General features: G+C 63.2%; 19 protein-coding genes. 7 read left to right on the top strand and 12 right to left on the bottom strand.

Features of this window, described 5'->3' with window-relative positions; genetic code table 11:
• Nucleotides 1-2: 2 nt before the first annotated feature.
• Nucleotides 3-446 (bottom strand): MaoC family dehydratase, encoded by a 444-nt coding sequence (locus tag QZZ02_RS05875; RefSeq protein WP_291842985.1) that lies wholly within the window; start codon nt 444-446, stop codon nt 3-5.
• Between the two features lie 121 nt (nt 447-567).
• Between QZZ02_RS05875 and QZZ02_RS05870 the strand changes: the two genes are divergently transcribed.
• Together QZZ02_RS05870 and QZZ02_RS05865 are read left to right on the top strand one after the other, a co-directional pair.
• Nucleotides 568-954, top strand: coding sequence for a response regulator (locus QZZ02_RS05870; RefSeq protein ID WP_075188872.1), 387 nt, complete (start codon nt 568-570; stop codon nt 952-954).
• 54 nt (nt 955-1,008) lie between these two features.
• Nucleotides 1,009-1,698 (top strand): protein phosphatase CheZ, encoded by a 690-nt coding sequence (locus QZZ02_RS05865; RefSeq protein ID WP_291842983.1) that lies wholly within the window; start codon nt 1,009-1,011, stop codon nt 1,696-1,698.
• Nucleotides 1,699-1,710: 12 nt separating this feature from the next.
• On the opposite strand, the gene QZZ02_RS05860 is transcribed toward QZZ02_RS05865, so the two are convergent.
• The 3 genes from QZZ02_RS05860 to QZZ02_RS05850 form a co-directional block, all read right to left on the bottom strand.
• Nucleotides 1,711-2,562 carry a TIGR01459 family HAD-type hydrolase gene (locus QZZ02_RS05860; protein WP_291842981.1) on the bottom strand — a complete coding sequence of 284 codons (852 nt, stop codon included), beginning with the start codon at nt 2,560-2,562 and terminating at the stop codon, nt 1,711-1,713.
• Between the two features lie 48 nt (nt 2,563-2,610).
• Nucleotides 2,611-3,834 (bottom strand): EAL domain-containing protein, encoded by a 1,224-nt coding sequence (locus tag QZZ02_RS05855; protein ID WP_291842980.1) that lies wholly within the window; start codon nt 3,832-3,834, stop codon nt 2,611-2,613.
• A 199-nt stretch (nt 3,835-4,033) separates the two neighbouring features.
• On the bottom strand, nt 4,034-4,717 hold the full coding sequence (locus QZZ02_RS05850; protein ID WP_291842979.1) for an OmpA family protein: 684 nt from the start codon (nt 4,715-4,717) through the stop codon (nt 4,034-4,036).
• A gap of 267 nt (nt 4,718-4,984) precedes the next feature.
• On the opposite strand from QZZ02_RS05850, the gene QZZ02_RS05845 reads away from it, so the two are divergent.
• Together QZZ02_RS05845 and groL are read left to right on the top strand one after the other, a co-directional pair.
• Nucleotides 4,985-5,272 (top strand): co-chaperone GroES, encoded by a 288-nt coding sequence (locus QZZ02_RS05845; protein WP_011642545.1) that lies wholly within the window; start codon nt 4,985-4,987, stop codon nt 5,270-5,272.
• A gap of 55 nt (nt 5,273-5,327) precedes the next feature.
• Nucleotides 5,328-6,980: a chaperonin GroEL gene (groL, locus tag QZZ02_RS05840; RefSeq protein ID WP_291842978.1), complete on the top strand. Its 1,653-nt coding sequence runs from the start codon at nt 5,328-5,330 to the stop codon at nt 6,978-6,980.
• A gap of 217 nt (nt 6,981-7,197) precedes the next feature.
• On the opposite strand, the gene QZZ02_RS05835 is transcribed toward groL, so the two are convergent.
• Nucleotides 7,198-8,730, bottom strand: coding sequence for a serine hydrolase (locus QZZ02_RS05835; protein WP_291842977.1), 1,533 nt, complete (start codon nt 8,728-8,730; stop codon nt 7,198-7,200).
• A 58-nt stretch (nt 8,731-8,788) separates the two neighbouring features.
• A complete protein-coding gene (locus QZZ02_RS05830; RefSeq protein ID WP_291842976.1) occupies nt 8,789-9,502 on the bottom strand; it encodes a helix-turn-helix transcriptional regulator in 714 nt (237 codons plus the stop codon).
• Between the two features lie 227 nt (nt 9,503-9,729).
• On the opposite strand from QZZ02_RS05830, the gene QZZ02_RS05825 reads away from it, so the two are divergent.
• Complete coding sequence (locus QZZ02_RS05825) at nt 9,730-11,694, top strand: S9 family peptidase (protein WP_291842974.1); 1,965 nt, start codon at nt 9,730-9,732, stop codon at nt 11,692-11,694.
• Here the strand turns inward: QZZ02_RS05825 and QZZ02_RS05820 are convergent.
• Nucleotides 11,691-12,803 carry a glycoside hydrolase family 3 N-terminal domain-containing protein gene (locus QZZ02_RS05820; RefSeq protein ID WP_291842973.1) on the bottom strand — a complete coding sequence of 371 codons (1,113 nt, stop codon included), beginning with the start codon at nt 12,801-12,803 and terminating at the stop codon, nt 11,691-11,693. The genes QZZ02_RS05825 and QZZ02_RS05820 overlap by 4 nt on opposite strands.
• A 251-nt stretch (nt 12,804-13,054) precedes the next feature.
• On the opposite strand from QZZ02_RS05820, the gene QZZ02_RS05815 reads away from it, so the two are divergent.
• Nucleotides 13,055-14,212, top strand: coding sequence for a hypothetical protein (locus QZZ02_RS05815; RefSeq protein ID WP_291842972.1), 1,158 nt, complete (start codon nt 13,055-13,057; stop codon nt 14,210-14,212).
• Between the two features lie 301 nt (nt 14,213-14,513).
• On the opposite strand, the gene hisS is transcribed toward QZZ02_RS05815, so the two are convergent.
• Nucleotides 14,514-15,989, bottom strand: a complete 1,476-nt coding sequence (hisS, locus tag QZZ02_RS05810; protein ID WP_291842971.1) for a histidine--tRNA ligase — start codon at nt 15,987-15,989, stop codon at nt 14,514-14,516.
• A gap of 181 nt (nt 15,990-16,170) precedes the next feature.
• Here hisS and QZZ02_RS05805 point away from each other — a divergent pair, with 181 nt between their 5' ends.
• On the top strand, nt 16,171-16,647 hold the full coding sequence (locus tag QZZ02_RS05805; protein WP_291842970.1) for a hypothetical protein: 477 nt from the start codon (nt 16,171-16,173) through the stop codon (nt 16,645-16,647).
• A 9-nt stretch (nt 16,648-16,656) separates the two neighbouring features.
• Here QZZ02_RS05805 and QZZ02_RS05800 read toward each other — a convergent pair whose 3' ends face one another.
• The 4 genes from QZZ02_RS05800 to QZZ02_RS05785 form a co-directional block, all read right to left on the bottom strand.
• A complete protein-coding gene (locus QZZ02_RS05800; RefSeq protein ID WP_291842969.1) occupies nt 16,657-18,771 on the bottom strand; it encodes a protein-disulfide reductase DsbD domain-containing protein in 2,115 nt (704 codons plus the stop codon).
• Nucleotides 18,772-18,925: 154 nt separating this feature from the next.
• Entirely contained in the window at nt 18,926-19,711 is a 786-nt protein-coding gene (locus QZZ02_RS05795) for a SapC family protein (protein WP_291842968.1), read from the bottom strand.
• A gap of 154 nt (nt 19,712-19,865) precedes the next feature.
• Entirely contained in the window at nt 19,866-20,486 is a 621-nt protein-coding gene (locus QZZ02_RS05790) for an OmpW family outer membrane protein (protein WP_291842967.1), read from the bottom strand.
• A gap of 121 nt (nt 20,487-20,607) precedes the next feature.
• A partial coding sequence (locus QZZ02_RS05785) for a TonB-dependent receptor (RefSeq protein WP_291842966.1) occupies nt 20,608-21,957 on the bottom strand: 1,350 nt, incomplete at its 5' end.

Here is a 21,957-nt window from a genome sequence, read left to right as displayed (position 1 = left end):
GATCAGTCGGCCGACTTGCGGCGACGCTTGCGGACCATCACCTCGGCTTCGGCCTGCATGGTCAGCTTGTCGCCGACATAGCAGGAACAATCCATCACCGCCTTGCGCGACTTCAAGTCGACGGACTTCACCTCGACGCGGGTGCGAACCTCGTCGCCGATCCGGGTCGGATGGAAGAAGCGCATGTTCAGCCCGAGGAAGATGGCGCCCGGTCCGGGCAGCTGGTTTCCGAGCACGCCGGAGATGTAGGACGCGACCAGCGCACCGTGTGCGATCCGACCCCGAAATGGCGTCGCTCGGGCAAATTCCTCGTCCATATGCACCGGATTATAGTCGCCGGACACTTTCGCAAACATATCCAAATCTTCCTCAGTGACAGTCCTAACTGCCTCTGCGGAAAGACCAATTTCCAATTCATCCAGGCTGATGCCGTGCACTTCGGACATGGGCGACTCCATCTTTGTATCCGCTTTAACCGATTTTTATCCGCGAATGTCTAGGGTCCTCGCTGAAGACAGCGGAACAAGCTGTCCTTGTGTAAACGCGCCGAGTGGATGGAGACTAAGCATGGCTGTCGATATGACGATGCCGATCCTGGTCGTGGATGACTACAAAACCATGATCCGCATTATTCGCAACCTGCTCAAGCAGATTGGGTTCGAAAATGTGGACGAGGCCGCCGATGGCCAGGAAGCCTACGCGAAAATGCAGGAAAACAAGTACGGTCTGGTGATCTCAGACTGGAACATGGAGCCCATGACGGGCTACGAGCTCCTGCAGAAAGTTCGCGCAGATGAGAGCATGAAGGCGACGCCCTTCATTATGGTAACCGCAGAATCCAAGACCGAAAACGTGGTCGCGGCGAAACGGGCTGGTGTGAACAATTACATCGTGAAGCCCTTCAACGCCGGAACTCTCAAATCGAAGATGTCAGCAGTTCTCGGCGACTTCTAGTCGCTCGATGAGCCGCTTCACCCTCGTTTGAGTCTGCAAAGGAAGGAGGGCCCCATGCCCGCCGCCAATGTTGCCGCGCAAGTCCGCACGTCCCTTGCTTCGTTGAAAGCGAGCGATCTGCAGGATGCCCAGATCATGGAAGTCCTGAAGCTGGCGCACCAGCTGACGGATACGATGAAGCTGTTCTTCAGCTCCCTCGACCAGTCGATCTGCCAGGAATTCAATTATATCGCGGACTATATCTCCCGCACACGCGACGAGATCGCCGCCCTGCGGCCGAACGATATCAAGACCGAACGCATTCCGACAGCCGGCCAGGAACTCGAGGCCGTCGTCGGGGATACCGAACGGGCGACCGAGACCATCATGAGCGAGGCGGAAGCCGTGCTCTGTGACGATGAAGCCGACTATGACGCCTACCGGGCCAATGTCGAAGCGCGCATGATGACCATCATCGAGGCGTGCAGCTTCCAGGATCTCGCCGGCCAACGCGTCTCCAAGGTCGTGACCTCGCTGCGCCACGTGGAAAACCGCGTGTCCCGCTTTGCCGAAGTCATGGGCGTGCGGGATGCCGACCATGTCGTCGAAGAGACCGAGCAGGAGAAGCGGGCGCGCGAGCAACTGCTGAACGGCCCGGCAATTGGCGGACCGGAAACCAGCCAGGATGACATCGACGCGATGTTCTCCGACGCGGCGCCGGCCTCCGACCTCGACCAGGGCTCGATCGACTCCCTGTTCGATTGACCGAACGACGATCTACCAGGTGAGGCGGTCCGCGACATAGCTGGCCGACACGCCATAATCCTTCAGCGCGACGGCGGCTGTCTCGGGATCGAGGCGGCCGCCGTTGAGCGTTTCGCCGAGAATGCCGTCGGCGATGAAGAGACAATCAACCCCTGCCCGCATGGCGCCTTCGACATCGGTCTCCGGACCGTCGCCGATCGCCAGGACCCGCGCCAGCTCGACCTCGAAACCTTTTGCTTCCAGGGCCCGCCGGGCCAGCCGGTAGATCGGCCGGTGCGGCTTGCCGGCGACGATGCTGGTTCCGCCCATCTCGCGATAATGACGGGCGATCGCCCCGGCGCAGAAGACAAGACGGTTACCCGACTGCACGACAATGTCCGGATTGGCGCACACCAGATCGAGGTTGCGCTCAAGTGCCCGCTTCAGCACCGCGTCATAGTCTTCAGGCCGCCCGTTGAAGTAATCATCCGGACCGGTGCACGCGATGAAGTCGGCCTGCTCGATATCCGTGAATTCAAGGTCGAGCCCGGCATACAGGCTGTTGTCGCGCTCGGGTCCGATATTGAACGCCTTGCCGGGCGTGCGCTTGACCAGCTGGGCATGGATGGCATCGCCCGAGGTCACCATGGCGTCAGTTGCCGCGTCGGGCAGGCCCATGTCGGCGAGGAAATGCGCCAGGCTGGAACTGCGCCTTGGCGAGTTTGAGACCAGGCAGACCCGGCCTCCGCTGGCGCGAAACCTCAGCAGGGCATCGACCGCTTCGGGCAGCAGGTCGTGACCATCACGAATGACACCCCAGACATCGCAGTAGAGCGTGTCATAGCGGTCGCGGAGCGGGCCGAGTGTGGCGAGTTCGGGTATCATGCCGCGCTTGAAGCAGGCGCGCGCCGGGCGGTCAATGCGGCGTTTGGATCAGGCGGTCATCTGGATGACATTGCTCGGCGCATCGCGCGCGCCATCCAGCACATCATCGCGTACGGGACGTGGTTCGCCAAACAGATGGCCCTGCCCGTAAGCGACGTCCATTTCCAGCACTTCGACCACCGTCGCCTCATCCTCGATCTTGTCGACAATGAGCTCAATCCCGTGACGGCCGAACAGGCCAGCCATGTCCTCGGTGGCAATGGCACCCGCCTCATAGCCGGCGATCGACTCGTAATTGTCGATTGCGTCGAGCAGGCGTCGACCGCAGATCTTGGCGAAGCGGACACCGGCACGTTCCATCTCGGTCAGATCGAGTTCGACATGATTGATCCGGTCAATCGAGAAGCGGAAGCCGAAATCGGCCATGCGCGCCATGTTGCGCGCTGCGATGGCGTCGCGTTCCTCGAAGGCCTGCTGCGAAATCTCGAAAATGAGCGAGCCGGACAGGTCCTTGTTCTGGCGGATGAAGTCGAGAAATTCCGGGAAGAAGGTCTCGTCCGACAGCGAGTTGAGCGAGATGTTGCAGAAGATCGCGACCTTGCGGTCCTGACCGGTCAGGCGGCGGACGATCTGGACGCAGCGGAACAGGAGGAGATTGTCGACCTCGGCCATCAGACCGGCTTCCTCGGCGGCCGCCATGAAGGCGCCCGGCGCCAGAATGCGACCGGTCGCATCACGCAGTCGGGTATAGCTCTCGTAGAAGGCGGTACGGCGTTGCGGCAGGGTCACGACCGGCTGCAGGTAGAGATCGACGCGGTTGGCCGCGAGAGCCTCGCGCACAGTGTCGATATCCGTGCGCGACGTGGAGGCTTCCTGTGCCGGTGCATCCGCACGTGTCTGGACCCCTGCCGGACCGACGCGGCGGACCAGGTCCTCAAGCACTTTCACTTCATGCACCAGTGCATTGTCACGCTCGACCGATTCCGCACGCAGCTCGTCGGCGATCTCGTCGATCCGCGACTGGGCTGCTTCAAATTCTTCCGCAAGGGCAAGATTGGCGGCCTTCAGCTCGTGGATCTCGCTCTCCAGCGCCCGCCGTTCCTGACCGCGGGCCGAGGCGGAATGCGCCATCCCGGCCACGATAAAGACAATCGCCCCCATCATCCAGGCATTGAGTGTCGGCATCAGGCCGAAGAACTCGAAGCCGATTGCGGCAACGGCCGCGATGGTGATGTAGGTCAGCAGGATCAAGATGTCGGATGCGCGGGGCATGTCGGGCCTTCGAATCAGCGAGTCGTCAGGTGTGCTTGAAGGTTAAACTGTGCCGTGGCGGGTTGTCGTTTGGTTAACGAAGGTAAACCCCGATGGTCGAAACACCATCTAACATGTTGATCTATAATAATATGCATAAATTAAAGCGACCCGCCGATCCGACGGGTCGCTTCTCATTTCCTGTGAAGAATCCGCTCGCTTATGAAGTGGTGTGCGGACGGATCAGGATTTCCACGCGACGATTGCGCTGACGGCCATCGGCGGTGTCATTGGAGGCAATCGGCGAACGCTCGCCCATGCCGGCAATGTAGAAACGATCCCGCAGGACGCCCTGCGCGATCAGGTAATTGCCGACGGCCAGGGCCCGGCGCTCGGAGAGCTGCTGGTTGTACTCGGCAGCGCCAACACTGTCGGCATGACCGACAATATCGACATAGGTCGCCGGGTAGCGGTTCAGCACCGTCGAGACATCGCTCAGGATGCCGTAGAACTGGCCCTGGATATTGGCCGAATTGGTGGCGAAGGTGACATCGCCGGGCATGATGAGCCGAAGGTCATTGCCTTCACGGCGGACGCCGACGCCAGTGTCGGACAGCGCCTCGCGCATGGCCGCTTCCTGACGGTCCATGTAATTGCCGATGGCACCACCGGCGAGCGCACCCACACCGGCACCGATCAGGGCGTTGGTCCGGCCCTCTTCGCTGTCATTGGTGTTGGTGAGATAGCCGAGCGCCGCACCTGCTGCTGCGCCGATAAGAATACCACGACCCGTATTGTTGGCGCGCGTTTCGCCGGTATAGGGGTCGGTCGTCGTACAAGCGACCATGGACAATGCCGCGATGGTCAGGGCGGTCGTGCGAAGAATGGTTGGGCGGAGTTTCATCGGGGATCCCTCTCGGTAACGCAACTCGATGTCTATCATATCAATTCATATGACAGCCATGGCAATGTCCGGATTTATCTTTCCCGACATGAACGCAAGCTGACCGGCCATCCGCCGGCTTGGCGGCGCGCCCTTGCATGACCTCTCTCTTGACGAGGCGGCATCGACCGCCTATCTCCGGCGCTGTTAGCAGTCGGTCGGGGTGAGTGCTAACGACCCCCGCCGATTGCCGGAAACATTCAGTCCTCTTGTTGGAGATAGACCAAGATGACCTTTCGTCCTCTGCACGACCGCGTGCTGGTAAAGCGCGTCGAAGAAGAGTCCACGACCAAGGGCGGGATCATCATCCCGGACACGGCCAAGGAAAAGCCCCAGGAAGGCGAAGTTGTCGCCATCGGCGGCGGCGCGATCAAGGAAGACGGCTCGGTCCGTCCGCTCGACGTCAAGGCCGGCGACCGCATCCTGTTCGGCAAATGGTCCGGCACCGAAGTCACCGTTGACGGTGTCGAGCTGCTGATCATGAAAGAGTCGGACATTCTCGGCGTGATGGCGTAACCGCCCGCGTCGATCTGACCCCATCCTCTCAAGTTAGAAGAACGGATATAATCCAATGGCTGCCAAAGACGTACTTTTCGGCTCCGACGCGCGTGAACGCATGCTGCGCGGCGTCGACATCCTCGCCAATGCCGTGAAGGTCACCCTCGGTCCGAAGGGCCGCAATGTGGTGATCGAGAAATCCTTCGGCGCTCCGCGCACCACCAAGGACGGCGTCTCCGTCGCGAAGGAAATCGAACTCAGCGACAAGTTCGAGAACATGGGCGCACAAATGCTGCGCGAAGTGGCCTCGAAGACCAATGATGTCGCCGGTGACGGCACCACGACCGCGACGGTCCTGGCCCAGTCCATCGTCCGTGAGGGCATGAAGTCGGTTGCTGCCGGCATGAACCCGATGGATCTGAAGCGCGGCATCGACAAGGCCGTCGCCATCGTCATGGAAGACATCAAGGCGAGCTCCACCCCGGTGAAGGACTCCGCTGAAATTGCCCAGGTCGGTACCATCTCGGCCAATGGCGAGAAGGAAATCGGCGAGATGATCGCCAAGGCCATGGACAAGGTCGGCAAAGAGGGTGTCATCACCGTCGAGGAAGCCAAGTCCCTGGAAACCGAGCTGGATGTCGTCGAAGGCATGCAGTTCGACCGTGGCTACCTGTCGCCCTACTTCATCACCGACGCCGACAAGATGCAGGCCGAGCTGGAAGAGCCCTATATCCTGCTCTTCGAAAAGAAGCTGACCTCGCTGCAGCCGATGCTGCCGATCCTGGAAGCCGTGGTCCAGTCCTCGCGCCCGCTGCTGATCATCGCGGAAGACGTTGAAGGCGAAGCCCTGGCCACCCTCGTGGTCAACAAGCTGCGTGGCGGCCTGAAGATCGCTGCCGTGAAGGCTCCGGGCTTCGGCGATCGCCGCAAGGCCATGCTGGAAGACCTCGCCATCCTGACCGGCGGCCAGGTCATCTCCGAAGACCTCGGCATCAAGCTGGAAACCGTCACGCTCGACATGCTCGGCTCGGCCAAGCGCGTCAACATCACCAAGGACGACACCACGATCGTCGACGGTGTGGGTGACAAGGCCCAGATCGAAGCCCGCGTCTCGCAGATCCGTCGCCAGTCCGAGGAAACCACCTCTGATTACGACCGCGAGAAGCTGCAGGAACGCCTCGCCAAGCTGGCCGGCGGTGTTGCGGTGATCAAGGTCGGCGGTGCCACCGAGATCGAAGTGAAAGAGAAGAAGGACCGCGTCGACGACGCCCTCAACGCCACCCGCGCTGCGGTGGAAGAAGGCATCGTGCCGGGCGGCGGTGTCGCCCTCCTGAAGGCTTCCGCCAAGCTGGCCGGCCTGGAAGGTGACAATCCGGACCAGACCCAGGGTATCGCCATCATCGCGCGCGCCCTGCAGTCGCCAATCCGTCAGATCGCCACCAATTCCGGTGTCGAAGGTTCGATCGTGGTTGGCAAGGTCATGGAAAACGCCTCCGCGACCTTCGGCTTCAACGCCCAGACCGAAGAGTATGGCGACATGCTCGCCTTCGGTGTCATCGACCCGGCCAAGGTTGTCCGGACTGCCCTGCAGGACGCGGCCTCCGTCGCCTCCCTGCTGATCACCACGGAAGCTGCCGTGGCTGACGCGCCGAAAGACGAAAGCTCCGCCGGCATGCCCGACATGGGCGGCATGGGCGGAATGGGTGGCATGGGCGGCATGATGTAACAAACATCATAAAGCCGCCCATCATCTAAAGGTGAGCAGACCGGCAAGCCGGTCTGCGGGGGCGGCATGATGTAACAAACATCATAAAGCCGCCCATCATCTAAAGGTGAGCAGACCGGCAAGCCGGTCTGCGGGGGCGGCATGATGTAATCATGCCGGTCACCCGACCGACTAAAAGAGAGGCCCGCTCCCATGGAGCGGGCCTTTTCTTTTGCCTCTACTCCCCTCGCAGCCGCGTGATTTCCTGGCGCGCATGATCACACCACTGGCAATTGCCATCGCCCGGATCCATTGCCAGCGCCTGCCGGTAGCGCCGGATCGCCAAAGCGTGCTGCCCTGAATGGGCATAGGCTTCAGCCAGGGAATCCTGCAAATTGCCATCGTCGGGAAAGAGCTGCGTATTCCATTGCAGGAGCGCGATGGCCCAGTCTGTCCGGCCCTCTCCCAGCAGATGATAGCCAAGCCGGTTGAGGATCCACGCCTCCTCTATAGGCCCTGCCCCGCTTGTCTCCAGCAAGGCCGGCAGGCGGCCTGCCGCAGCCGGCGGATGATGCGCGGTGAATGCCTGGATCAAGCGGATCGAGTAGGGCGCGATCGGCGCGGGCTCAAAGCCATCGTCAAACAGCATGTGGCGGATCGCATAACCCACGCGCTCGATCTCCCGACTGGCCTCATTGGTGAGATGCAGGACCAGAACATCCTCTTCCGGGTAGCGGTGGATCGAGGCAAAGAAGATCGAATTGCCGCCATTATGGCTCAGCACGGGCGTTCCGTCCGGGCTGGTACCGACCGCCCAGCCATAGCCGTAATGGGTAAAACCCGGCCGCCCATCGAAACCGCTGGGAATATGGGGCGCCTCGAACAGTGCGCGGGTTCCCGGTGAGAGAAGGCGGTTCTCCTGCAGGACGCGATGCCAGCGCTCCAGGTCCGCCATCGTGGAATGCAGGCCGCCATTGCCCCGCAAATGCCAGGTCACAGGCTCGTCATTCCAGCGTTCCAGATAGAACCAGCCGGTATCGGCCCGCGCCGGATCGGGCTGGCGGTAATTATAGCCGCGCGCCGCCTGGTCCTCGCGCCAGTCCATCAGCCGGTAGCCGGTCTGCTGCATACCCGCCGGCTCGAACAGGGCTTCGCGCAAAAAGGCTTCGTAGTCTTGCCCGGACACACGTTCAATGATCGAGGCGAGCACCGAATATCCGGCATTTGTGTATTCGTGGCGCGTGCCCGGCGGCGAAGTCAGCGGGCTGGCGAACAAGGCGGACATGAAGTCCGCTTCGGACACGAAGGGATCGGCATCATGCCCCTGGAAGCCGCCGGTATCATCGGACAATCCGGACGAATGACTGAGCAATTGGTCGATCGTGATATCCGCCTTGTCAGCCGGCACATCGCCGAAATGATCGGCGAGCCGATCCTGCAGCGTGAGCTGACCCTGATCGGCCAGAACGAGAATGCCCGCCGCCGTGAATTGTTTGGTCAGGGAGCCGATATCGAACAGGGTGTCGGCGTCGAAACTGCGGCCGGTACGCCGGTCGGCTTCACCGAAAAAACCCTGATAAACCGGCTCGCCATCGACCCAGATCCCGATCCCGCCGGGCACGACGCCATTGGCCTCGCTTTGCCGCAAGAATTGATTGACTCGGTCGGTGAGAACCGGGTCGGTACCGGTGGTTTGGGCGTGCGCGATGGCCGGCACAAGGCACAACAGCGCCCCGGCCACGACACCCGCCAGGGTGCGAAGCTGTAACATGGAACTCTCCGGATTGTGTGTTTTCAGAGGCTGGTGGTACCGCCCCGGGCGTTGGCGCTTATTTCCAGCGCCAACTGATGGTGAAACAGCCCAAGGCGCCGAACAGGAACATCAGGCCGGGCACCCAGAACCAGCGCAGGGGCGACCGTTCGATAACGGTCTGGCTGTCGAGCGCACGGAAATAGCGGCGCCCGCCCTCGACGGTCTCGAAATATCCCTCGCCCTGCAAGGTGCGCTGGATGCGGACTTCTTCATCGATGCGGTCCTGCAACGCGATCTGCTGCGCTCTCAACGCTGCCGCCGCCTCGGGATTTTCGCCCGGCGAGGCATCGACCCGGTCAAACACGTCAAAGGCTTCCCCCGGCGCGATCACGCCCCGGGAAAGATAGATGTATTCTTCATGGCTTGTATCGGACGCGGTCAGGGCGGCGCCAGCCGATGCGCCGCCGATCAGAAGGCAGGCGAGCCCGGCCAGCATCCATCCCCGCGACATGGTTTGAACAGCGCGGTGCAGGATCAGCCGGGCCGTGCGCAGACTTTGAATGTCACGCAGGGCCTTCGCCTCGGCCGGATCGAGATGGCGAACCAGGGCTTTCACATCGATGTCGTAGGCTTGGACCAGCCGTTCGAACACATCGTCAGAGGGATAGGATTTCCCGGCCTCAAGCTTGGACAGGTAGGATTGCTCGATCCCGGCCCGGGCCGCCGCCTCCGGCTGGGTCCAGTGGCGGGCCTCACGGGCCTGTCTGAGATAGTCGCCGAACTTCATCATGTCTCTTGTGTCCACGTCTTCACGCTGCTCCGGGCAGCGCCAACACACGCAGTCTTGGAAAGTCGGCTCGGGAATGACAGGTGAATATTGCGGAATATGCCAGAAATATCACCGCGCTCCAGCTGCCGAGACAAGAATGGCGGCACAGGCCCCCGTCATTTCCGCTCACCGCTTGCTTTCTGCTACACTCCCGCGTTTATCAGTTGGCGACAAATGAGGGGATAGACATGAAATACCTGATTACCGGTTCCTGCCTGTTCATGGCCGGCCTGCTGGCCGCCTGCCAGCCTGCCCAACCCGGCACCGAGACCGAAACCGCCGAGGCGCCAGCTGCGGCGGCCGAAACCGTCGCCCGCCATGACGCGGCCACCTTCCACCAGACCACCAGTTTCTCGCTCGCCTCCTCGGCGGGCTTCGCCTGGTCGGCGGACGACAGCCGCATCCTGATCTCCTCGGACGAGACCGGGGTGTTCAATGCCTATGCCGTTGATCCCGACACCGGCGAGCGCGAGGCGCTGACCGAGTCAGACACCAATGCCACCTACGCCCTGTCCTGGTTCCCGACCGACGACCGCGCCGTCGTCACGGCGGACACCGGCGGCAATGAGATCTCCCACATCTTTGTGCGTGAGCTGGACGGGCGCCTGAACGACATCACGCCCGGTGAGGAGGTTCGCGCGCAATTCCTCGGCTGGTCGCCGGACGGCAATGACATGTGGCTGATGACCAATGAGCGCGACCAGAGCGCCATGGACATCTATGCCTATGACACGCTGAGCTATGAGAGCGGCTTTGTGTTCCAGAATGACGACGCGCTGGAGATCGGCGATGTCAGCCCGGACGGGCGCTGGTTGGCCCTGGTGCGCAACCGGACCTCGGCCGACAGCGATATCCTGCTGCTCGACCTGGCGTCCGGCGAGACCGAGCCCAGCGTGATCACGGCCCATGAGGGCAATATCGCGCACGGCGTCTACACCTTCACACCGGACAGCACGCAACTGGTCTATGCCACGGACGAGCATGGCGAGTTCAACCAGGCCTGGACCTATGATCTCGCGACAGGCGAAACCGCGCCGCTGATCGAGGCGGAGTGGGACGTCCAGTTCGTGATCTATTCCGACAGTGGCCAGTATCGCGTCTCCGGCATCAATGCCGATGCCCGCACCGAGGTCTCCATTCTCGACACCACGACCGGCATGAGCCTGACCCTGCCTGACCTGCCGGCCGGTGATATCGGCTCGGTCCGTTTTTCACGCGACGAAAGCCGCATCGCCTTCCTGATCAACTCCGCAACCTCGCCGTCCAACCTGCATGTCGTGGATCTGGCCAGCCAGGCCCATGCCCAGCTGACCAATGCGCTCAACCCGGCAATCTCGGAAGACGAGATGGTCGATGCGCAAGTCGTGCGTTTCGAAAGCTTCGACGGTCTGGAAATCCCGGGCATTCTCTACCGCCCGCACGAGGCCAGCGCCGACAATCCGGTGCCGGCCCTGGTCTGGGTCCATGGTGGTCCGGGCGGGCAGAGCCGGATCGGCTACTCCGCCACCATCCAGCACCTGGTCAATCACGGCTATGCCGTCTACGCCGCCAATAATCGCGGCTCGTCAGGCTACGGCAAAACCTTCTTCCACATGGATGATCGCCGTCATGGCGAGGAAGACCTGCGCGACATTGTCGCCGCCGGTGACTGGCTGCGGGAGCAGGACTGGGTCTCGGCCGACGAGGTCGGGGTGATCGGCGGCTCCTATGGCGGCTACATGACGGCCGCCGCCCTCACCTTCCATCCGGAAGCCTTTGATGTCGGGATCAATATTTTCGGCGTCACCAATTGGGAACGCACCCTGGCCTCGATCCCGCCCTGGTGGGAGAGCTTCCGCGAAGCCCTCTATGATGAAATGGGCGACCCGGCGACCGATGCCGAACGTCATCACGCCATCTCGCCGCTCTTCCACGCCGAGAATGTTGTCCGCCCGATGCTGGTCGTCCAGGGCGCCAATGATCCGCGCGTGCTGCAGGTGGAGAGTGATGAACTGGTCGAGGCCGTGCGCGCCAATGGCGTTCATGTTGAATACGTTCTCTTCCCGGACGAGGGTCATGGCTTCCGCCGCCGCGACAATCGCATTGCGGCCTCGGAGGCATATGTAAACTTCCTGGACAGCTATCTGCGCGAGAACGGGACGCCGCAAGACTAGCCCGGCGAGACCCGCTGCTTCAGCACGGCCAGTCGGGCAACCGACTGGTTGATGCGCGCCTCGGTCAGGCGGCCATCCGCGATGGCCGCCTCGACCCAGCCGACGATGCGCTGCGGCAGTTCGGCGTCGGGGGCGGCGGAGTTGGACAGCATGATCATGTCATTGCCGGCCTCGATGGCGCGCAGCACGGCTTCGCGCTGATCGTAATTGTCGCGGATGGCGCCCATGTCGAGATCATCGGTCATCACCACCCCGTCAAAGCCGAGCTGACCGCGCAGAAGGTCCTCGAGCACCGGCGCCGAGAAGGTCACCGGCTCGCCGCTGGGATCGAGCTGACGATTGGTCAGGTGGCCGCCCATCATGAGATGCGCCTTGCCGTCATGGATCAGCTCGCGGAAAGGCGCCAGCTCGGCCTCGCTCCAGCTCTCGGAAATGTCGACGAAGCCGTCATGACTGTCTCCGCGTGAACGGCCATGGCCGGGGAAATGCTTGATCGCACAGGCCACGCCGGAGGCCTCGAACGCATCAATGAAGGCCCCGGCATAGGCGGCAATGGTCTCGCCATCGGTGCCATAGGCGCGGCCATGACGACCGATCACCGCATTCTCGGGATCGTGCAGGTCGGCGACCGGCGCGAGATTCATGTTGAAACCGGCCGTCTTGAGCTCGCGCCCCCCGATCGCATAGAGCTCGCGGGCACCGCTGAGGCCGCGCTCCTCGACGACCTGCATGGCACGCGGGATCCACGTATAGCCCATATCGCGCGACAGGCGCTGGACGAGGCCGCCCTCCTGGTCGATCGCCATCCAGGCATCCGGTCTGGTCGCGCGGAAGCGGGCGGCAGAGCCCTCCGCCCCCTCGCGGGTCCGGGCATTGTGGCGCAGGAAGAGAACGCCGCCGATCCGCTTGTCGGCCAGATGGGCGTCGATGATGTCCGCGCCTTCGGTCTCGGCCGTCGAGCCGATGAAACCCACGAGCAGCATCTCGCCAACCCGTTCGGCGAGCGACCGCTCGGCAATCGTTTCGGGAAGGCTGGCACGGGCCGCGGGCCCTGCCGCCGCCATCAATGTGGCCGCGAGACCCGATTGCAGAACGTGTCGTCGATCCATGTCTTTGTCCGTCACAAGCTTGCCTGTCGACGACCATGCTGACCGGTCCGCTCGCTGGCAAGTCCACTCGCCCCTCAGGCGCAGTGAGCCCGTCTCCCGGCATTTCCTTGCGCAGGCGTTTGCACCTGCCGGCTTGGCCGCAAGCTGTCACCGGCCCGGGCAGCCATCGTGACAAATATTTTAGCAGCGCACAGGGGCGCTGTAAGGCTTGGCGGTGCAGTCTGGCGACAGATTGAAGAGGGACACATGCGATGAAACGATTCCTGCTGGCGGGCGCTGCCCTTGCCGTAACCGGGGCTGCCGCCTTTGCCTTGGACGATGACGACGCCCGACAGATGCGCGTCCATGTCACGACCGACCACCACGCCACATTTGTTGGCGATGACGGCCAGGTTGTCGAAATCCGGGGCGCCAATGGCGACCGGACCATCCATATCGACCGCGATGGCGAGCGGTCCGTCATCCGTATCGACGGCCAGGAGATCGAGATCGAAGAAAATCTCGTTCGCGTCGACGGTGAGCGCATCGAAACCGGCCCGCGCAGCGTGGTCGTCATCGAGGGCGACAATGTCCGCGTGATCGAGGGCGAACACGTCCGGATGGGTCGCGAGTTCGAAGTCCACATGGCCGAGCGTGCCGAACACCTCGCCGACATGGAAAACCACCTCGCGCGCATGGTCATTGACCTCGACGGCGTTCACGGGGAAGCCCTGGAAGCCACGGTGATGCAGTCGCTCGAGGCGGCGCTCGCCGGGCTCGACGAGGACCGCATCACCAATTCGCGGGACTGGAATGATCTCAGCGAGGCGGAACAGGCCGAGGTACGCGCCGAGCTGCGCGAAGCCCGCGAGGAAATGCGGGAAGCGATGGAAGAGGCTCGCCGCGAGCTGCGCGAGGCTGGCAGGCAGATTGAAGTCGACCAGCGCCAGATCCGCGTCGAGATCGAGCGCGCTGCCCGCGACATGGCCCGGGCCGAACGCGATATGGCCCGCGCCCGCGTCGAAATCCTGCGCGGCGATGAAGAGCGGCGTCACGCCCGCATTGAAGTCCTGCGGGCCGGTGAAGCCGCCCGGATGGCCGATGTTTCGCGGCTGCGCGAGGTCATGGGCAGCGATGACGTCAACGATATTCGCGTCGAACAGACCGATGACGGCCGGCGCGTGTGGATCGATGGCGAGGAACAGACCGGCGACGATCTGGTCGACTGGCTCAACCGCCTGGAGGTCGACCGCCTTTCGGGCGCCGCCCACGGAGATCGCCATGAAGGGCGCGACATGCGGCGGACCATGCGCATCGAGCGCGTGCAACGTGCCGACAATCGTCGCGTGATCGAGCTGGATGGCGGCGACCGTGTGGTCATCATGGAGATCGAGACAGACGGGGACGGGGACCGGGACCGGGACGAGTAGCCGGCAATCCTTTCCAGCCAGGCAAGGGGCGGACCGGCGCAGGCAGGTCCGCCCTTTTCATGTCCGGAACCGGATAAAAAGCCGGTGGCCCCGAGCCAGAAACAACTCAAAAAAAGGGGCTGGCAAAGGCCAGCCCCGAGATAACGGTTGGTCGATAAAGGGCGTCTCCTCCCCGAAACGCCAAAAGACAGAGCGGTCAGGCCCAGTCCGATTACGACGTTGACGTGAGCACCCGGTTACGTCAACCCCCCAAATCTTGACGCTTGGGGATAAGCGACCTTACACGCTCGACTTTTTGCCACTACTTGTTGCGTTGGGAGACTGCGGACACCGCCGCAATCCAGCCCTCGCGGGACACGGTTTCCTGCGCCGGCTGCTCTTCGCGCCATTGCTTGTTATCGCTGATATCCGCAGCCAGGCGCGCGCCCAGCTTGAGATCCTTGATCGTGACCAGGCCCTGTTCGCGCTCATCCGATCCGACGATGACAGCCGCCACCGCGCCGCGCCGATCGGCGTATTTCATCTGCTTGCCCATATTGCCTGAGCCGACAAAGGCTTCGGCGCGGAACCCGGCGGCGCGCAGCTCGCGTGCCATGGCCAGATAGGCAGCGGACTGGTCCTTCTCGCTGGCCACGACCAGCACCAGCGGCTTCTCCTCGACCGAACCGGTCAGGCCCAGGGCCGACAGGGCGGCGGCGAAGCGGCTGACCCCGAAGGAAAAGCCGGTGGCGGGCACAGCCTGCCCGGTGAAGCGCGAGACCAGATCGTCATAGCGACCGCCACCGCCAACCGAGCCGAACTGGATCGGCGAACCGTCCTCATATTGGGCCTGCGCCAGCAGCTCGGCCTCGAAGACCGGTCCGGTGTAATAGCCAAGACCGCGGACGACGGACGGGTCGAACAGGGCCCGGTCGACACCCACGCCGATGGCGCTGAGCACCGCATCGATCTCGGCAAGCGCTGCGAGGCCCGCCTTGCCTGTCTCGGAGGTCCCGATCAGCGGCTCCAGGCGGGCGATCACATCGCTGCGGCTGCCACCGCCGGCATCGAGAAAGCCGAGCACCGTGTCGATGCCGGCCGCGTCGAGCCTGGCGCCTTCGGTATAGTCGCCGGACTCGTCCTTGCGGCCTTCGCCGAGCAGGAGCGCGACACCGTCGCGGCCGAGCCGGTCGAGCTTGTCGGCGGCCCGAAGCACGCGCATGCGGCGCTCCGGATCGGCGGCGCCGATGGATTCCAGCACGCCGTCGAGGATGCGGCGGTCATTGACCCGCACCACATAATCGCCATCGGCCAGGCCAACCGCGCGCATGACATCGGCGGCCAGCGCGATCATCTCGGCATCGGCAGACGGGCTGCCGGCGCCGACGGTGTCGGCATCGCATTGCACGAACTGGCGGAAACGGCCTGGTCCCGGCTTCTCATTGCGCCACACATCGCCCGCCTGATAGCGGCGATAGGGCTTGTTTAGATCCTGGAAATTCTCGGCCACGAAACGGGCCAGGGGCGCCGTGTGATCGTAGCGCAGCGACAGCCATTGCCCGTCATCATCCTCGAGCGCGAACACGCCCTCATTGGGCCGTTCCTCGTCAGGCAGGAATTTGCCGAGCGCGTCGGCATATTCGAAAGCGGAGGTCTGCAGCGGCTCGAACCCCCAGTCGTCATAGATCCGGCTGGCGGTCTCGACCAGATGGCGCTCGACCCGGAGGACAGACCCGCTGCGGTCTTCAAAGCCGCGCGGACGGCGGGCCTTGGGTCGGAAGGGTTTCTTGGCGCTCATCTCGATCTCCGGTTTGCCGGATCGCCTGCCCGCGCATGACGACCCTGTTCAGGCGGTGTTTTCCACGAGCCGGCGCGCTGTGTGAACCCGCGTGCGCAGACTGAAAGGGGAGATGCCGGTCGATTCACCGGAAATCAAGGCGTTACTGCTAAGACAGGCCAAGACCGTACGGGAGAGTCCGATGAAATCCGCCCTGATTGCCGCCTTCGCCGCGAGCCTGCTGACCAGCTCTGCCGCTTTCGCGGGACCGGGCGGCGCGTTCGCGGCCTTCGCCGACGCTATCGGCGCCACCGCCCGCGAACGCGCCCGGCAGGCCGCCCTGCGCCCCGCCGCGCCGGCCAGCCCGCTTGATATCGAGGACCCGCTTTCTTTCGAGCTGGAACAGTTTTCCGTCGAGGCGCTGTTGATGAGCCGGCGGATCGATGAGGCCGGCGGCCCGATCGACCTGCGCTGCATCTTCCGCGGCATGTCGGCTGATGCAGCCTCGCGCCTTGAAGCCCTCAACGCCGCAGAGACCGCCGCCGAGCAGGCCCATATCTATACCGATCTGGCCGCACTGATGTCGGATGCGAGCGAGATCGCACCCGCCGTTGACAGCGATACCGACCTTGCGAACGTCGAACTGCCCGCCAGTTGCCCGGCCCTCTCGGGCGGGTAAGTCCGGTGGCTAGTTGCTCGCCGCCCACTCCAGCTGATCGACAAACCCGCCGGTGGTCAGCACGGTGGGCAACACACGCGGCGATCCGCCGGACGCCGGATACATCAGATAAAGCGGAACGCCCGCCTGGCCATGCTCGCTGATCAGCGCGCCGATGGTCTCATTGCGATTGGTCCAGTCGGCCCGCATGCTGACGACGCCAAACGTCTCGAAGGCATCCTTGACGGTGTCGGAATTGAGCACGGTCAGCTTGTTGATCTGGCAGGTCACGCACCAGGCCGCCGTCACATCGACAAAGACCGGCTGCCCCATGACCTGCAGCTCGGCGACCCGCTCGCGTGACCAGATCTCCTCCTCGCCGGCCATGGCGGTCGAATTGGTCGCCGCCGGCAGGCGCGCGATGGCAACCAGGCTGACCACGCCCAGCGCCAGGGCGATGATGGCGATGACCGACCAGACCCGGTGGCCCTGACCGTGGGCCCAGACGGCGAAGGAAAGCGCCAGCATGGCGCTGCCGAGAAAGATCAGGCCAGTAGGACCGGACTGGATCGCCAGCACCCAGCTCAACCACACCACCGAGGCAAACATCGGGAAGGCCAGGAATTGCTTGAAGGTGACCATCCAGCCGCCCGGCCTGGGCAGGAAGCGCAACAGGGTCGGGAAGAGCGCGAACATCACGAAGGGCGCCGCCAGTCCCAGGCCCATGGCCGCGGCGACCAGCAGGACGACGATTGCCGGCTGGGTCAGCGCCAGTCCGAGGGCGCCGGCAGCCAGAGGCCCGACACAGGGGGCCGCGACCACAACGGCAAGCACGCCGGTGAAGAAAGCGCCCTTCCAGCCGGGCTTGTCGGCGAGTCCGGAACCAAGCCCCATCAGGCGGGTTCCCACCTCGAAGGCACCGAGCAGGTTGAGGCCAATTGCAAAAAGCAGCAGCGCCAGGCCGGCGACGACGATGGGAACCTGCAGCTGGAAGCCCCAGCCGACCGGCAGCCCGATTTCGCGCAGGATGACAAGGGCGCCGGCGAGACCGACAAAGCTGACCAGTACACCGACCAGGAAGAACACGCCCTGGGCCCGCACGGCGCCGGCATCGGCGTGGGCCACCTGCACGAATTTCAGAACCTTGATCGACAAGACCGGGAAGACGCACGGCATCAGGTTGAGGATGAGACCACCGCCAAAGGCCAGCAATAACAGTCCGATCACGCCGACCGGCGCGGCGTTCTGCGTCACCGCGCCACTGCGCGGCGGCAGGCCGTATCCGCCTGGACCGGGATCGGCAGAGATCGCGATCGCATGGTCGCCGCGTGCATCGGTCCAGGTCACGACACCGCCTTGCGCGCTGAGCGCTGCGGACTGAACCGCATAGCCCGGCTCCATTACCACCAGCGTGGTGCCCTCACCGGCTGACAGGGCCTGGAGACCGGCATTGCGGACGACGCCGGTTTCATAGGGGAAAAAGCGCAGCGCCGTGATCATGGCCGGATCGCCGAAAGCGGGACCTTCCAGCTCGAGGATGACATGGCCACCTTCCACGGACAGGCGGGCGGCAACTTCCGGGTCGGCCCGGGGCTCGCTATCGAGTGCGGCACGGATATACCAATAGCCCGCCTCGTCCTGGACGCTGGTCTCCGCGACCGGCAGCGTCAGCGAGAGCATCCGCTCTTCCGGGACACAGATATCGTCACAGACCAGCCAGGTTGCATCGGCCTGCAGCTCGATCATGGTGCCGGCAAAGTCTGCAGCGACCGTAACCGGCATGGGCAGGACGAGTTCGTCCTTGTAGCCATAATCCATGATCATGTCGGTAAGCGGCAGCTCGATCGGCGTCGGCCAGACCACGTCACCGATCTCGACCCCCGCCGGCAGCGTCCAGTCGATCTCGACCGGCAGGCCGTTATCGCCGGGATTGCGCCAATAGGTATGCCAGCCTTCGGGCATGATCTGGTGCAGCCCGATATGGAAGGCATCGCCCGGGGCCACGACAGCGCGGTCCGAGACCAGTTCGGCCTCGATGATTTCCTGCCCGCTCGACCAGCCGGACTGGGCCGGGGCGGGAGCGGTGGCAAAACCCGTCGCAACCGCGATCAATATCAGGGAAAACAGCCCGTTCAGGACACGCATTCAACTACCTCTTGGAACCGCGACGATCAGCGTATGTGCGGAGGATATAGTCGCTTTTTCGTCCACGTCGAACCGGCTTCGCGCAACCGTGATCACAAATGCAAACGGCCGCACCCGGGGGCACGGCCGTTCATGGATCAGATCAGTCAGACGATCAGGCCTGGACCGGTGCCTGAGCCGCTGCAAGGTTCGACGTACGGCGCAGGATACGGTCCCAACGCTGCAGCGAGATCATGTGCGAAATGATGTGCGCAAGATCGCCATTGCTCTGCAATTCCTTGAGCTTGGCAGCCGGCAGGGCGTCAAACTTTTCAGAAGAGACACCGAAATACTCGGCGACGGTGACCGGGTTTTCCGGATCATCCGGATTGGACACCTTGACGTCTTTCTTCTCGAGCAGGTCGAGGGCGACCAGACGCTCGACAAAGGCTTCCGTGGCGCGCGCATCATTCTCGAAAGCGGACACGAAATCGATGGCCTGGCGCGTATACTCGGTCGGCTCGCCATTGGCGTCGAAGAAGGGACGCTCCGAATTCTCGGTGACGACAAACTCGGCATCCAGATCGACGCACACCGTGGACGGCTGGTCGTTCGGATTGGCGGCGCTCACGAAGGGATAGCGACGGACATAGGCCGGCATGTAGTGTTCGGAGTCGAACTGGCCGTCGGCGGACACGAAGACGTTGGAACCCTGACGCAGGCCCATGACCAGGATCGGCATCTTCTTCTCGCCGAGGAAGATGATCGGATAGCTGCCGCAAGCCAGCGGGAATTCCGCGCTGATGGCTGGCACGAAATGCCAGTCCTTGAGGAAGTTGAACGGCTGAGTAACCGTGTTCACACCGTATTTGGCGTGTTTTTGGCGATTGAGCGGCTCCACATTCTTGTAGAGCGGAACAGTCCCGGTAAGGCGCGGCTCGTTGGCGGCAGCGTCGACCATGATAGAAACCCCTTGTAAGTTCTTTGCGCACTGGATAGCGGATATGACCTGCCCCGGCAACGGAGCGGCGCAGGCCTGTGCGAGCATGCTGTAGCAAGAAAAATGCCGGACGGATGACCCGCCCGGCATTTGACTTGACCGGCAACTGCAAAAATCAGAAGCGGCGGCCGAAACCCAGTCCGAAAACCACCGGATCGATCTGAACATCGGCAGCGATTGCGCCATTGATGGTCACGTCCGTATCGATATCGATGTATTTGACATCGACATTGAAGACCCAGTCTTCGTCGAGGGCAAAATCAACCCCGGCCTGGGCGGCGAGACCAAAGCTGGCATCATAATCGATCGCGGTCAGGGTCGAGCCTGCGGGCAGGTCGGCATCAAAGAAATGGGTGTAATTGACCCCGGCACCGAGATAGGGCCGGACCTGTCCGTCAGGATTCAAGTGATATTGCAGCGTCAGCGTCGGCGGCAGCAGGGTCACGTCACCGAGATCGACGTCGCCGAGGCTGGTGCCAACGGCCATCACATCATGCGGTGTGACCCCGAGAATGAGTTCAAGCGCCCACTGGTCCCGCACGAAATAGGTGATGTCCAGTTCCGGCACGATCGAGGTGTCGATATCGACATCGCCGCCAATCGTGGCGATGTCCGCAGATTCATTGGGGGCCACGTTTATGCCGCGCAGGCGAACCAGCCAGTCACCGCTCTCGGCCGAGGCGGGCGCGGCCGCGACCAGCGCGACAAGGGCAGCGGTGAGATACAGGCGTTTCATGGGATTGATCCTTTCGTCCCTAAAAAGTGTAGGGACTTTCTGGACCCAGCCGCCTGCACAGGGCAGTGCGCGTTTCGCCGCGCGACAGCCTGCCGCGCGGCAGGCTGTCGCGGACGGCTTGCTAGAAGTCGAGAACCAGCGCTGCGCGGAAATTGCGCCCCGGCAGCGGCACCTGGTCTTTCAGGACAGATGTGTGCAGACGCGCTTCCTGGTCGGTGAGATTGCGGCCTTCCAGGATCACCCGAAGATCACGCGCCTCGAAGGGCTCGAAGGTCCAGCGCGCATTGACCAGCACATAGGACTGCGTCTTGAACTCGAAGGCCGCCGTGTCGTTCTGGACGTCCGCCCATTCGACTTCGACATGCAGGTCGTGACCGCCACGGGAGGCCGTCACGCCGCCCGTCAGTGACAGCGGCGGCAGGCGCGGCAGGTCCCCGCCGCTGTCCAGGCTGGCCTGGACATATTCACCGGTCAGCTCACCGTCGATATCCCATCCGCCCAGCGAACCGAGCGGGCCTTCCAGGCGCCCCTCAAAGCCGGACAGGACCACATCGTCCTGGCTGTAGGCAAAGGTCGGCAGGCCATCTTCCTCGGTGCCCGTCGCATAGGCGGCGATAAAGCCGTCATAGTCGGCCCGGAAGATCGAGGCTTCCAGCGACCAGTCCGCGATCAGCGTCCGCGCCGTCAGCTCTGCCGAAAGGGCGCGCTCGACCGCCAGGTTCGCATCGCCTTGCTCATAGGAGCGCGTGGCGACATGCGGACCGTCGGCGAAGAGTTCGACATCGGTCGGTGCCCGCTCGGCCGACGACAGGGTGAAGGCAAGGAAGGTGTCGCGCGCCGGGCGCACGAAAACCGAGCCGGAAACGCTGAACGTATCGAAGCTGCGGCTGTCGGTCGGGGTGTCGAGATCGCGCTGCTCGACCCGCAGACCGCCTTCCAGACCCCAATCACCCGTATCCCAGCGCTCGACGAAGAAGAGTCCCCAGTCGGCGGTTTCAGACGGCGGAACGAAGGCTTCCTCGCCATCGGCGGCGAAGTCGCGATTGAAGGCCTGCAGACCGGCCGCGCCTTCCCAGGTCCCGCCCCACAGATTGATCGGGGTGTGGCGCGCCTCGATGCGGCCCTCCCATCCTTCATTGGTGAAACGGGTGCCGACTTCGTCGCCTTCCAGCTCGACATGCTCATAGCTGCCCGTGCCGAAAGAGAACCTCACGCGGTCGATATGCTCACCCAGATCGCGCCACTCGCCGCGCACGTCGAAGCGGGTCTGCTCGAGGTCAATGCGAACATCCTCATGACCGTGTTCGTCATGATCGTGATCCTCGTCAGCATGATCTTCGTCATGATCCTCGTCATGATCCTCGTCCTCGTGCTCGCCATGGGCATGGCCGCCCGGGATGCCGTAGAGCGCATTCGATTGTTTGACCGCGACGCCGAAGAAGCCGTTCTCGCCAACCCAGGAGACGCCCGC

It is taken from the genome of Maricaulis sp. (assembly GCF_015665295.1).
Classification (GTDB): Bacteria; Pseudomonadota; Alphaproteobacteria; order Caulobacterales; family Maricaulaceae; genus Maricaulis.
Note: the sequence above shows the minus strand (reverse complement) of the source record. Positions and strands in the feature narration are given on the sequence as shown.

Bases quoted from the DNA above. Each gene is read 5' to 3' on its own strand.
- QZZ02_RS05875 (WP_291842985.1), bottom strand. From the start codon at position 446: ATGTCCGAAGTGCACGGCATCAGCCTGGATGAATTGGAAATTGGTCTT.
- QZZ02_RS05870 (WP_075188872.1), top strand. From the start codon at position 568: ATGGCTGTCGATATGACGATGCCGATCCTGGTCGTGGATGACTACAAA.
- QZZ02_RS05865 (WP_291842983.1), top strand. From the start codon at position 1,009: ATGCCCGCCGCCAATGTTGCCGCGCAAGTCCGCACGTCCCTTGCTTCG.
- QZZ02_RS05860 (WP_291842981.1), bottom strand. From the start codon at position 2,562: ATGATACCCGAACTCGCCACACTCGGCCCGCTCCGCGACCGCTATGAC.
- QZZ02_RS05855 (WP_291842980.1), bottom strand. From the start codon at position 3,834: ATGCCCCGCGCATCCGACATCTTGATCCTGCTGACCTACATCACCATC.
- QZZ02_RS05850 (WP_291842979.1), bottom strand. From the start codon at position 4,717: ATGAAACTCCGCCCAACCATTCTTCGCACGACCGCCCTGACCATCGCG.
- QZZ02_RS05845 (WP_011642545.1), top strand. From the start codon at position 4,985: ATGACCTTTCGTCCTCTGCACGACCGCGTGCTGGTAAAGCGCGTCGAA.
- groL (WP_291842978.1), top strand. From the start codon at position 5,328: ATGGCTGCCAAAGACGTACTTTTCGGCTCCGACGCGCGTGAACGCATG.
- QZZ02_RS05835 (WP_291842977.1), bottom strand. From the start codon at position 8,730: ATGTTACAGCTTCGCACCCTGGCGGGTGTCGTGGCCGGGGCGCTGTTG.
- QZZ02_RS05830 (WP_291842976.1), bottom strand. From the start codon at position 9,502: ATGATGAAGTTCGGCGACTATCTCAGACAGGCCCGTGAGGCCCGCCAC.
- QZZ02_RS05825 (WP_291842974.1), top strand. From the start codon at position 9,730: ATGAAATACCTGATTACCGGTTCCTGCCTGTTCATGGCCGGCCTGCTG.
- QZZ02_RS05820 (WP_291842973.1), bottom strand. From the start codon at position 12,803: ATGGATCGACGACACGTTCTGCAATCGGGTCTCGCGGCCACATTGATG.
- QZZ02_RS05815 (WP_291842972.1), top strand. From the start codon at position 13,055: ATGAAACGATTCCTGCTGGCGGGCGCTGCCCTTGCCGTAACCGGGGCT.
- hisS (WP_291842971.1), bottom strand. From the start codon at position 15,989: ATGAGCGCCAAGAAACCCTTCCGACCCAAGGCCCGCCGTCCGCGCGGC.
- QZZ02_RS05805 (WP_291842970.1), top strand. From the start codon at position 16,171: ATGAAATCCGCCCTGATTGCCGCCTTCGCCGCGAGCCTGCTGACCAGC.
- QZZ02_RS05800 (WP_291842969.1), bottom strand. From the start codon at position 18,771: ATGCGTGTCCTGAACGGGCTGTTTTCCCTGATATTGATCGCGGTTGCG.
- QZZ02_RS05795 (WP_291842968.1), bottom strand. From the start codon at position 19,711: ATGGTCGACGCTGCCGCCAACGAGCCGCGCCTTACCGGGACTGTTCCG.
- QZZ02_RS05790 (WP_291842967.1), bottom strand. From the start codon at position 20,486: ATGAAACGCCTGTATCTCACCGCTGCCCTTGTCGCGCTGGTCGCGGCC.